Below are 12253 nucleotides of genomic sequence, written 5' to 3' on the forward strand. Positions count from 1 at the left end.
TGCAATTTATGAAAATTAGTTATACTTTAGTCTTATCAAATCTTCTTCAAGTTGAATTTTAAGAAAGATAAAGGATAATAGGCTTAGGTAAGTCCTTGGGTTTGATTGAACAAAAGAAAGCAGGTTGAAGGAATAAGAAACTTCTACTTTTACTAACCAAATATAAATGAGCCGGGCTACTAATTTTCCAAAATTATCCAGATCGTTATCGATTTGTTTTCTTTTACTGATCACCATAAATGCGCAAGCACAAAGGGCGAAGTCTTCTCATCAGCAGGGGTTAAAAGATGCCTACAAAAAATATTTTCCTATTGGCGTTGCGGTAGCCTTGAGAAACTTACATGGCGATGAGGCGCAACTCATCAAAACTCAATTTAATAGTATCACTGCAGAAAATGCCATGAAGATGGCCGCTATTCAACCGAAAGAAGGCGTTTTCTATTGGAAAGATGCCGATTCGATTATCAGCTTTGCTGTAAAAAATGGCATTAAAGTTCGTGGACACAATTTATGCTGGCACGAGCAAACCCCCGATTGGATTTTTAAAGGTGCTGACGGAAAAGCGGTGACTAAAACCGTATTGCTCCAACGTTTAAAGACGCACATTACAAGAGTGGTAAACCGTTACAAAGGTAAAATCTATGCATGGGATGTAGTTAACGAAGCCATTGACGATAATCCTAATCACTTTCTTAGAGATTCTAAATGGTACCAGATCTGTGGTGAAGATTTCATTGCCAAAGCTTTTGAGTACGCACATGCTGCAGATCCCGTAGCTAAGCTCTATTACAACGATTACAATACCGAACGTCCTGAAAAACGGGAACAGATTTACAGACTTTTAAAAAGCTTAAAAGATAAGGGGGTACCTGTTGACGGAGTTGGGTTTCAAGCGCATTGGTCTTTACAAGAGCCTGATGAAAGTGCGCTTCGGAGTGCAATTGAACGATATTCATCCTTAGGATTAAAAATTCAGATCACTGAATTAGACCTCTCCATTTATCCCTGGGAAATAAGCAAGCGGATGAAAAGGCCAGATGAGTCTGATGTATTTACCGCGGAGTTGGAAAACCGGCAAGTGGCTAAATATGCCATGGTTTTTAAAGTATTTCGCGAATATAAAAACGTCATAACCAATGTCACTTTCTGGAATATTTCCGACCGTTATTCCTGGTTAAATGAATTTCCGGTAATGGGAAGAAAAAATTACCCGTTGCTTTTTGATCGTAACCTGCAACCTAAGAAGGCTTATTGGGAAGTGATCAACTTTAAAAATCAATAATATGAAGAAATTGATCCTCCTTATTTTATTATTTGGCTTCAAAACCCTCAGTCAGGCTGCCGGCACTGATCCATTCATTATAAAAAGCTTTGTGAAGGGCAGCTTCGTTGTGGCAGATAAAGGCACAGTTTCCTCTATTCTGGTGAGTGGAAATGAATGGCCAGGTGTATTACGGGCTGCCACTGATCTTCAAACAGACCTGGAAAAAGTTACCGGAACAAAGCCGGCTTTTTTAACTGATAAAACCGCACGGACGGCCATCATCATTGGCACCATTGGGAAGAGTACGGTGATCGATCAGTTAATTAAGGAAAATAAAATTAACGTGGCTGGTATTGCTGGCAACTGGGAAAGTACTTTAATTGAGGTGGTGAAAAATCCCCTGCCAGGAATTGATTCGGCACTGGTAATTGCAGGCAGCGATAAGCGGGGAACCATTTATGGCGTGTACGAATTGTCGGGGCAGATCGGGGTTTCGCCCTGGTATTATTGGGCAGATGTTCCTGTTAAAAAAAGCAATGCTTTATTTGCTGTTTCTGGCCGGCATGTAATTGCTTCGCCGGCGGTAAAATATCGGGGTATTTTTTTAAATGATGAGGCACCAGCACTTTCAGGATGGAGCAGAAAGGAATTCGGGGGCTTTAATAGTAAGTTTTATGGGAAAGTTTTCGAGTTGATTCTTCGGTTAAAAGGAAACTATTTATGGCCAGCCATGTGGGGAAGTGCATTTAATGACGATGATAAAATGAATCCGGTTTTGGCTGATGAATATGGTGTGGTAATTGGTACCTCACACCATGAGCCTTTAAGCAGGGCGCACGATGAGTGGAAAAGATATAAAGGTGGCAAATGGAATTATGATCAGAACCCGCAACAGTTAAGGGAGTTCTGGGAAAGTGGTTTGAAACGCGTTGCCGATAAAGAGCAGATTATAACCGTAGGGATGCGGGGCGATGGTGATGAGCCAATGACGGAAGGAACAGCCACAGCTTTACTGGAGAAAATTGTTAACGATCAGCGGGAAATTATTGAGCAGGTAACTAAAAAGCCAGCAGCAGAAACCCCGCAGCTTTGGGCGCTTTACAAAGAAGTACAAGCTTATTATGATAAAGGGATGCGGGTGCCGGATGATATAACTTTACTGCTTTGTGATGATAACTGGGGCAACATCCGAAAACTTCCTAAGCTGAATGAGGCACCGAGAAAAGGAGGGTATGGTATTTATTATCACTTCGATTATGTAGGCGATCCCAGAAATTACAAGTGGATTAACACCAATCCAATTCAAAAAATTTGGGAGCAAATGAACCTCGCTTATGCGTACAATGCCAACCAAATCTGGATTGTTAATGTGGGTGATTTGAAGCCGATGGAATTTCCGATTTCCTTTTTTCTGGATTACGCCTGGGCGCCCGATGCCATCCCTGCCGAGAAGTTGAAACAATATGCAATTGATTGGTCTGAAAAACAATTTGGAGAAACCTTTGACAGTTCAATTGGTACAATCCTGGATCAGTACGCCAAATACAATGGGCGCATTAAACCAGAATTGCTTACGGATAGTATTTATAGCTTAACCAATTACAATGAGTTTGAAACTGTTGTAGCGGATTATCGAAAATTGGAACAGGATGCGAAATTCATATTTGAACAGAGTCCTGCTGATCAGAAAGACGCTTTTTACCAAGTGGTGATGCACCCTGTAGAAGCCAGTGCCAATCTATATGATCTGTATTACCATGTGGCTAAAAATAAGTTATATGCAAAACAAGGCAGGCTGGCAACAGGAGCGATGGCTGAAAAAGTGGCTCAATTGTATCAGCGTGATGAAGAAATAACTAAATATTATAACAAAACAATGGCAGGTGGCAAATGGGATCACATGATGGATCAAACACACATCGGCTATACCTACTGGCAACAGCCGGAAAAAAATTCAATGCCGAAAACGGTGAGCCTAGCCATGAATGAAAATGCTGTAAAAGGAAAAATTGGTTTGGCGATAGAAGGAAATGCCTCTTTTTGGGTTGATAAACAACGAGTGAACAGCACCCTGCCCGTATTTGAATATTATGGAAATAAAGCACATTATGTAGATTTATTCCGCCGGTCTGAAGGTGAATATACTTTCACTATTCAAGCGCCGTCTTATTTGAGTTTTTCGAAGAAGAATGGAGCAATAGAAGATGAGACACGAATCTGGGTTAGCGTAGATTGGGCGAAAGCACCAAAAGGTAAAACACAAAGTATTTTCACCGTATCTGGCAGTGACGGCTCTAAAATACAAGTTCCTTTTCGCTTAAACCATTCGAAATATAATCAACAGGGTGTAGCGGGTTTTATAGCGCAGAATGGCTATATTTCTATGGAGGCACCGAACTATAGCAGGGCCGTTAACAATCGACCAATATTTTGGAAAACACTGCCTAATTACGGGAAAACGCTCGGCGGCGTGATTCCTGTTCCGGTCACTTCGCCGGTTCAAAATCCAGATGCCAATACGCCCCACCTGGAGTACGATATTTATGTTGACACTACCGGGATTTATAGTTTGAATACGTATATCTCGCCAACAATTGATTTTACCAATAGCGACGGGTTAAAATTTGCGGTCTCCATTGATGATCAAAAACCAATCATCGTAAATATTAGCTCAGATTACAAATCAGAAGCCGCATGGCGGAAATCAGTTGCCAATAGCATTAAGATTTTTCAAACACCACTTCAGTTGGAAACTATAGGCAAACATACCCTTAAGTATTGGATGGTAAGTCCGGCCGTAGTATTGCAAAAATTAGTGTTGGATCTTGGTGGCTTGCAACCTAGTTTTTTAGGTCCACCAGAAACTTTCGTGAGTGAAACCAAATAACTTGAACCAATGATAATCGAAAATATGATGAAAAACTTTAAAAAATTAACTGGTTTAATGGCGATTATGGCAATTGCAGCCACCAGCGCTTGTCAACAAAATAGTCAGGCCACCAAAGTTGAAACGGCAGATACCAGTAAAAAATCAAAATATTTATCGCAGCCGCTAATCAGTGAAATTTACACGGCAGATCCATCAGCACATGTTTTTAACGGGAAGATTTATATCTATCCATCACATGATATTGAGGCTGGAACGCCTGAAAATGACAATGGTGATCATTTTGACATGAGAGATTATCATATTTTAAGTATGGATAGCGTTAATGGAAAAGTAACCGACAATGGCGTGGCTTTAAGTGTAAAAGATATTCCCTGGGCCGGGCGGCAACTTTGGGCACCTGATGCGGCTTTCAAAAATGAAATTTACTATCTGTATTTCCCTGTAAAAGATAAACAAGATGTTTTCCGCATAGGTGTGGCCACGGCTAAAACGCCTATTGGTCCATTCAAGGCAGAGCCGAAACCAATAGAGGGAAGTTTCAGCATTGATCCAGCTGTTTTTGCAGATGATGATGGCGCTACGTACCTATATTACGGTGGAATCTGGGGCGGTCAGTTACAGCGTTGGAACAATGGGAAATATGATGCGAATGGATCAAAAACGGATTCTCAAAAAGAAAATGAGCCTGCATTAACGGCCAAAGTAGCTAAAATGAGCAAGAATATGCTTGCTTTTGATGGTGCAGTTAAAGACGTGGTAATTCTGGACGAAAATGGTAAACCATTATTGACGAAGGATCATGACAGGCGTTTTTTTGAAGGTGCCTGGATGCATAAATTCAATGGAAAATATTACTTCACTTATTCTACAGGTGATACCCATTTCCTTGCTTCGGCAATTGGCGATACCCCTTACGGCCCGTTCAAATACCAGGGAACTTTTATGAACCCTGTTGAAGGCTGGACAACCCACCATTCTATTATCGAAGTAAAGGGCAAATGGTATATTTTTTACCATGATACCCAGCTTTCGGGTAAAACACACTTAAGAAACGTGAAGGTTACCGAACTGAAGCATAACGCTGATGGGACAATTGCTTTAGTTGAGCCAATGAAGAAATAATTTTTCTATCAGGAAAATAACTACTGAGATCACTGAGAATTAGACAGCGGTTAGGGTGAGAAAAATCTTAGCTTTCTCGGTGCCTTAACCGCTGTGTGTGCTGTGGTTAACCTTTACGCTCAAAGCCCACACTTTGCAGCCTTTTTTATTTCTCATTCTTAAAACAAAGCTTTAAATTAGTTTCCTTTAACCCGGCAAACATGATAGCACCCAAACAACGATTGCTTTCTCTCGATTTTTTTAGAGGATTAACCGTAGCAGCAATGATATTGGTTAACAATCCAGGCAGTTGGGGCCATATTTACGCACCATTGGAGCATGCTGAATGGAATGGCTGTACACCAACAGATTTAATATTTCCATTTTTTTTGTGGATTGTCGGTGTTTCCATAGCATTTGCCATGAGCACTAGCAAAGCCAATCCATCAACGCATGGCAAAACCATTGTTAAAGCCATCAAACGGGGTATAATACTGTATTTTTTGGGTTTTTTCCTGGCCATTTTTGGAAAACTAATGGCCGTTATTATCGATGGAAAAAGTTTATTAGAAGCCTTACAAACGGTGCGGTTGCTGGGAGTGCTACAGAGAATTGGAATCGTATTTATTATCAGTAGTATCGTTTTTCTAAAATTTTCGACTAAAACCATTTTTAAAATACTGGTGATTATTCTAGCCGTTTATTGGGCTCTAATGACATTTGTACCTGTTCCAGGGATTGGTTATGCCAATCTGGAAAAAGAAACAAACTTAGCCGCCTGGATAGATCGTTTAATTTTAACCGAATCACATACCTGGGCCTCGGCAAAAACCTGGGATCCTGAAGGCGTTTTAAGTACCTTGCCAGCCATTGGGACATGTTTATTTGGTGTTTTGGCAGGCATTTGGATGCGAAAAAAAGAGGTAGACCAACCTACAAAAGTGGCTTGGTTATTTACAGCCGGAGTAGCTGCGGTAATTTTAGGTTTACTCTGGGATTTGCAGTTTCCTATCAATAAGGCCCTGTGGACCAGTTCTTATGTTTTGTATGCAGGCGGGTTGGCTTCCATTGGCCTGGCACTTTGTTATTGGCTGATAGATGTTCAGGGTTATAAAAAATTCACCATACCATTTGTGGTTTACGGCGTAAACGCCATTACTGTTTTCTTTCTGGCGGGGCTGATGCCACGCGTTTTAAACTTCATTAAGATTAATAATGCCGACGGAACAAAATCGCCGTTGCTGGAAAAGCTCTATAATACCTTTTATACGCCCTTCTTTTCACCCGTTAATGCATCGCTGATCTGGGCGATTTCTTATGTGCTTGGATTTTACGTACTCCTGTATTTCATGTATAAAAAGAATATCATCATTAAGGTTTAATGCTTAAATTGCCCGAACAATCGGTTGAATAACTGAATAACAAGCTTCGATTCTCATTACCAATAAACATTGAATAAAAAAACAACCATATACGATATTGCTAAAGCGCTGAACATCACCGTTTCAACTGTTTCCAGGGCCTTAAGTGGTTTCCCTGCAATCAGTGAAACGACGCGGAAAGCTGTTATCGAAACTGCCGAAAAGTTAAATTATAGTCCTAATAAATTGGCTTCTGCTTTAAAATCGGGCAAAACACATATTATTGGCGTGATTGTTCCAAGCGTGCAGGCGCATTTTTTTGCTTCAATTATTCATTGCATCGAAGATGGCTTGAAAGACAGTGGGTATCGGGTAATTATTTATCAGTCGAATGAATCCGTTGAAAATGAAATAAATGGTGTAAAAACGCTGTTAGAAGCACAGGTTGACGGCATTATGGCTTCCATGTCTTTAGAAACAAAGGATGTTTCTCATTTCAAAGAAATTGTAAAGCAGAATAAACCATTAATTCTTTTCGATCGGGTAGACGAAAGTCTGGCTGTACCAACCATTACCTTGGATGATTTTAAGGCAGGTTATGTGGCAACTCAGCATTTAATTGACCAGGGTTATAGCAAGATTGCTTTTGTAACCACCATCCACCAGATCAAAATTTTTAATGATCGTTTGAAGGGATATAAAGCTGCCTTGACAGCTAACAATCTACCGGTTCTGGATGAGCATATTGTTTTTGGTGGTTTATCTATCAAAGACGGTAGGTTCGGTGCAGGAAAATTGATGCGAGGTGAAAACAAACCAGATGCGGTGGTTGCAGGAGATGACTTTACGGCACTCGGCGTAATCAAAAAGCTGAAAGAAATTAATCAAACTCCACCAGAAGTAGGGGTAATAGGGTTTGCAAACGAGGCTTTTTCTGCCTACATCACGCCAAACCTTTCAACTATAGATCAGCACGCCTCTCAAATGGGAACAGAATGTGCTAAAATGTTTTTGAAGATGATTAACCAGGAGGACCCTTATCAAAATACAGAACACGTGGTGTTGGATCCAACGGTTGTAGAAAGGCAATCTACAGCTAAATTGCCTTCCTGATTGGTTCTATTCAAACAGACTTTTTCTAATACCCATCTCCAAACCCCTGATTTCTGCAAGTCCTTTTAATCTACCAATAGCAGAATAGCCCGGGTAAGGGTTTTTTGTTAAATCATCAAGCATTTGATGGCCATGATCTGGTCGCATAGGGATGGCTCTGCTTTCAGTATGCATTAACCGGACTGCTTCACGAACCACATTAAACATATTGGCATTGCCCGCCAAGTGGTTGGCCTCATAAAAATTGCCTTCATCGTCTCGCTGTGTACTTCTTAAATGCAAAAAGTGAATTCTCGAACCCAATCTTTGAATCATCCCTGGTAAATCGTTGTCTGGTCTGGCGCCGAAAGAACCGCTGCAAAAACAGAATCCATTTGATTTTGCAGGCACCTGATTAATGAGATATTGTGCATCAGCTTCGGTACTCATAATTCTTGGCAAGCCTAAAATCGCATAAGGAGGATCATCAGGGTGGATCGCCATTTGCATCCCGTGCTCATCAGCCACAGGCGTAATCTCTTTTAGAAAAAGCACCAGGTTTTGTTTTAAAATAGTAGCAGTAATCCCTTTAAAGCCATCTAGTAATGATAAAACTTGTGCTGGCGTAAAATGATCTTTGCTACCTGGCAAACCTTGTAGGCAGTTGCCCATGAGTTCCCTTTTTCCCTCATCTGTTAAAAGTTCAAAATAGCTTGTTGCCTTTGCTATTTCGGCAGCTGTGTAGTCGTCTGCAGCATTTGGTCTTTTCAGCAGAAATAAATCGAAGGCCAGGAAAGCCGATTTTTCGAACCTTAATGCCAGTGCACCAGTTTCAGTTTCATATTTCAGGTTGGTACGCATCCAGTCTAAAACAGGCATAAAATTATAGGTAATTACTTTCAACCCGCAAGAGGCGAGGTTGGCCAGGCTTAGTCTATAATTCTTAGTCCACGTTTCGTACTGGCCTGCCTGTTTTTTAATGTCTTCATGTACCGGTAAACTTTCTACCACACTCCAAATCATTCCGGTAAGTTCAATTTCTGTTTTTCTTTTTTTGATTTCTTCAACAGTCCATATCTCACCAACAGGAATATGGTGAAGTGCAGTAACTACGCCGCTACAGCCAGCTTGTTTAATGTCTTGTAAACTCACAATGTCATCTGGTCCGTACCAGCGCATAGTTTCAATCATTTTCATATTATGTAATCTTGGCTTATTTGGTTGTGCAATCGGTTCAAGCTAAAAATACACCATTTTTGGTGAATATTAAATTATTAAATCAATTAAAAAAAATATTTTATGCAATCGGTTGCAGTTTCATTTTTTATTTCTACTTTTAGCATAACCAAATATACTTAAGTGCTCATCGTCAGTACCTAACCACGGCGATAAGTTGCTTGAGGTTATTTAACACAGCAGCTAACAACTGTTAATTAAATTAAACCTTTTATGAGAAAACCTAGACAAAAAATCTTTTTGCAGTGTACGGTTATGCTAATCCTTTTACTAGGCTTAACACCAACATTGCTTTTCGCCCAAAAAATTTTAAAGGGTAAGGTAGTGGATGAAAAAAATCTTCCTTTGCCCGGTGCAGGCGTTAAACTGAAAATTTCTGGAAAATCGACCGTTACTGGCGACGACGGAAGCTTTACCATCAATGCGCCTGAAAACGAAAGGGCTTTAATTGTTTCTTTTATTGGCTACCCATCACAAGAAATTGAAATCAAAAGTGGCGTTTCCGTTTATAATATCACCCTTACACCAGATTCTAAAAACCTTAATGAGGTAGTGGTAATTGGTTACGGTACGCAAAAGCGTAGAGATGTAACGGGTTCTGTGGTTTCTTTGAGTGGATCTGCCATCAAAGAAGTGCCTGTAGCTAACATTCAACAAGCATTACAAGGAAGAATGGCTGGGGTTGAGGTACAATCGGTGGGTACACGTCCGGGTGCAGGTGCACAAATCAGGATTCGTGGAGAACGCTCAATCAATGCTTCAAATGATCCTTTATTCGTTGTTGATGGTATTCCTTACGGCGGAACATTAAACGATATCAATCCTGACGATATTGCCAGTTTAGATGTATTAAAAGATGCTTCTGCCACCGCAATTTACGGCTCTCGTGGTGCCAATGGGGTAGTTTTAATTACCACTAAAAGAGGCATTGCCGGCGATACCAAGGTTTCATTTAATACTTATTATGGTGTAAGCAAAATCACCAATAAATACAATGTGTATGATGCTGATCAATATAGAGCGCTTCGCGATTATTCAATTTTTAATCAAGATTATTTGGCCGACGAAAAACAAGGCATTGCAACGGGCAGAAATACCGATTGGCAAGATTTGTTGTATAAAGATGGCTTCATGACGGATAACAACTTAAGTGTTTCTGGTGGTAGTGAACAAAGCCAGTTTTCGGTTGGTGGAGGTTATTTCAAACAAACATCAGCATTGCCTAGTCAAGATTTTACCAGGGCTTCTATGAAAGCTACAGGCGATTTTAAAGTTGGAAAAGCTGTAAAAATCGGATTTAATAACCTTACAAACTACAGCATTACCAATGGTTCGCAATTTGGTTTGAATGTATTCCCGCTGCTTTCATTAAGTCCATTAAGTTCGCCCTACAATCCTGATGGCTCTGTAAATATAAAGCCCGCCGGAAACCTGGATGATTTAAATACCACTTATAATCCATTAATGTTGTTAACCAACAATAATCAATGGGTAGATCGTGTTCGTCGGTTCCGAACTTTTAATAGCATTTACGGAGAAGTTCAAATTTTGGACGGTCTTAAATACAGGTTAAATGCTGGTTTGGATTTCAATCAGGAAGAAGGTGCTCAATTTAGAGGAACCAATAGTTATTTCAGACCGGGTTTAGGAAATACGGCCTCGGTAAATAATGGCACAGGAACAAAATATTCTTTAGATAACTTATTGACCTATGAAAAAACATTTGCTCAAAAACACCGTGTTTCGGTAACCGCATTGTTCGGTTTCGAGCGAGAGCAATATCACAATACATCTGTTAGTAAAGATTCAATCACAGCAGATTTTGTTCAATTTTATAATCTTGGTCAGTCATCAGTTGGTCCGGTAGCCGTGTTAGGCGGAAGTGAATCATCGGCCACTTTAATTTCGATGATGTTGAGAGCGAATTATGTTTACAACGATAGATACATGATTACCGTTACCGGGCGTAGAGATGGTTCATCTCGCTTAGGTAATGGCAATAAATGGAAACAATATCCTGCAGTTTCGGCAGGGTGGAGCATTACTAACGAAGATTTTATGAAAGATTTGAAAGTCATTTCTAACTTAAAACTTCGTGCAGGCTTCGGTATTACTTCCAATCAGGCAGTACCAGCTTACAGCACTTTAGGTGGTGTGGCTTCAAACGGAGTTCGTTATAATTATGGTCCGTCATCACAAATAGGTTATTATGTTTCTCGAATTGTAGACCCTAATCTAGATTGGGAATATACCCGTACCACAAATATTGGCTTGGATTTCGGAATTTTAAACAATCGCATTACAGGTAGTATTGATTATTATACCGCAAAAACAGACAAGTTATTATACGGTGTTCCACTTCCTCCAACATCAGGAATTTCGGAGAATTATTTAACCAATATTGGTAATGTAGAAAATAAGGGTTTAGAGGTTGCTTTATCGAGCCAAAACTTTAAAACTGATGGTGGTTTTTCTTGGGGAACAGATTTAAACTTCTATTTTAATAGAAATAAACTAATAGCCTTAAACGGAAATATCACTCAGGTAACCAATGCACAACTATTTGTTGGTGAGCCTTTAACTGCAATTTTTGATTATAATAAACTAGGTATCTGGCAAACTGATGAAGCAACTGAAGCCGCTAGATATGGTTTTGTGCCAGGACAGTTAAAATTGGAAGATTACAATCGCGATGGCAAATTAACGGTTGATGATAAACATGTAATTGGAAATGCACAAGCAAAAATTCAAGGAGGTATCACGAACCGTTTTAATTATAAAGGTTTTGATTTTTCATTTGTGGTTTATGCCCGTTTCGGTGGTACATTAATTAGTCAGATACACCAACCATTGGCGGGGTATTTAACCATAAACGATGGACGTAGAAACCAGTTGGCTGTTGATTACTGGACACCAACCAACCCAACTAATGTTTTCCCTTCGCCAAATGTATCTGGTGGGCAAATTACAACAGCCCTTACCAGCGATGCAGGATCTACTTTAGGTTATTACGATGCAAGTTTTGTAAAAATGAGAAGTATCAATCTTGGATACTCTCTCAGCAACAATATCGCTAAGAAATTGGGTGCTCAAAAAATTAAGGTTTACGTAACGGCCCAAAATCCATTCATTATTTATTCTCCTTATGTTAAGGCAGGTGGTATGGATCCAGAAGCAACCGGAACCGGTAATCAAGGGGTATCCAATCCTGGAAATATATCGAACAGAGCTTTAACCATTGGCGCAGCAATACCACCTACAAGAACGTTTCTGGCAGGCCTGAATGTTACCTTTTAAATCTCCTCACTA

7 protein-coding genes are annotated in these 12253 nt (G+C 40.0%); 6 read left to right on the forward strand and 1 reads right to left on the reverse strand.

Annotated elements, in window-relative coordinates:
• The first annotated feature begins 166 nt into the window (after positions 1-166).
• The 5 genes from SOM16_RS10465 to SOM16_RS10485 all read left to right on the forward strand — a co-directional run bounded on the left by SOM16_RS10465 (position 167) and on the right by SOM16_RS10485 (position 7729).
• Positions 167-1282, forward strand: coding sequence for an endo-1,4-beta-xylanase (locus SOM16_RS10465; RefSeq protein WP_320463951.1), 1116 nt, complete (start codon positions 167-169; stop codon positions 1280-1282).
• A 1-nt stretch (position 1283) separates the two neighbouring features.
• The gene (locus tag SOM16_RS10470; RefSeq protein ID WP_320463952.1) at positions 1284-4151 is read left to right on the forward strand and encodes a glycosyl hydrolase 115 family protein; all 2868 of its coding nucleotides are present in this window, start codon (positions 1284-1286) and stop codon (positions 4149-4151) included.
• A gap of 9 nt (positions 4152-4160) precedes the next feature.
• Positions 4161-5276 carry a glycoside hydrolase family 43 protein gene (locus tag SOM16_RS10475; RefSeq protein ID WP_320463953.1) on the forward strand — a complete coding sequence of 372 codons (1116 nt, stop codon included), beginning with the start codon at positions 4161-4163 and terminating at the stop codon, positions 5274-5276.
• A 200-nt stretch (positions 5277-5476) separates the two neighbouring features.
• The gene (locus tag SOM16_RS10480) at positions 5477-6637 is read left to right on the forward strand and encodes a DUF5009 domain-containing protein (RefSeq protein WP_320463954.1); all 1161 of its coding nucleotides are present in this window, start codon (positions 5477-5479) and stop codon (positions 6635-6637) included.
• A 69-nt stretch (positions 6638-6706) separates the two neighbouring features.
• Complete coding sequence (locus SOM16_RS10485; protein ID WP_320463955.1) at positions 6707-7729, forward strand: LacI family DNA-binding transcriptional regulator; 1023 nt, start codon at positions 6707-6709, stop codon at positions 7727-7729.
• Positions 7730-7735: 6 nt separating this feature from the next.
• Here the strand turns inward: SOM16_RS10485 and uxuA are convergent, their stop codons facing one another.
• On the reverse strand, positions 7736-8905 hold the full coding sequence (uxuA, locus tag SOM16_RS10490; RefSeq protein WP_320463956.1) for a mannonate dehydratase: 1170 nt from the start codon (positions 8903-8905) through the stop codon (positions 7736-7738).
• Positions 8906-9157: 252 nt separating this feature from the next.
• Here uxuA and SOM16_RS10495 point away from each other — a divergent pair, with 252 nt between their 5' ends.
• Positions 9158-12241, forward strand: a complete 3084-nt coding sequence (locus tag SOM16_RS10495; protein WP_320463957.1) for a TonB-dependent receptor — start codon at positions 9158-9160, stop codon at positions 12239-12241.
• Positions 12242-12253: the final 12 nt, after the last annotated feature.

It is taken from the genome of Pedobacter sp. CFBP9032, from assembly GCF_034045265.1.
Lineage (GTDB): Bacteria > Bacteroidota > Bacteroidia > Sphingobacteriales > Sphingobacteriaceae > Pedobacter.

What these genes read in the sequence shown, in the direction of transcription:
- SOM16_RS10465 (WP_320463951.1), top strand. Translation starts at nt 167, where the DNA reads ATGAGCCGGGCTACTAATTTTCCAAAATTATCCAGATCGTTATCGATT.
- SOM16_RS10470 (WP_320463952.1), top strand. Translation starts at nt 1,284, where the DNA reads ATGAAGAAATTGATCCTCCTTATTTTATTATTTGGCTTCAAAACCCTC.
- uxuA (WP_320463956.1), bottom strand. Translation starts at nt 8,905, where the DNA reads ATGAAAATGATTGAAACTATGCGCTGGTACGGACCAGATGACATTGTG.
- SOM16_RS10475 (WP_320463953.1), top strand. Translation starts at nt 4,161, where the DNA reads ATGATAATCGAAAATATGATGAAAAACTTTAAAAAATTAACTGGTTTA.
- SOM16_RS10480 (WP_320463954.1), top strand. Translation starts at nt 5,477, where the DNA reads ATGATAGCACCCAAACAACGATTGCTTTCTCTCGATTTTTTTAGAGGA.
- SOM16_RS10495 (WP_320463957.1), top strand. Translation starts at nt 9,158, where the DNA reads ATGAGAAAACCTAGACAAAAAATCTTTTTGCAGTGTACGGTTATGCTA.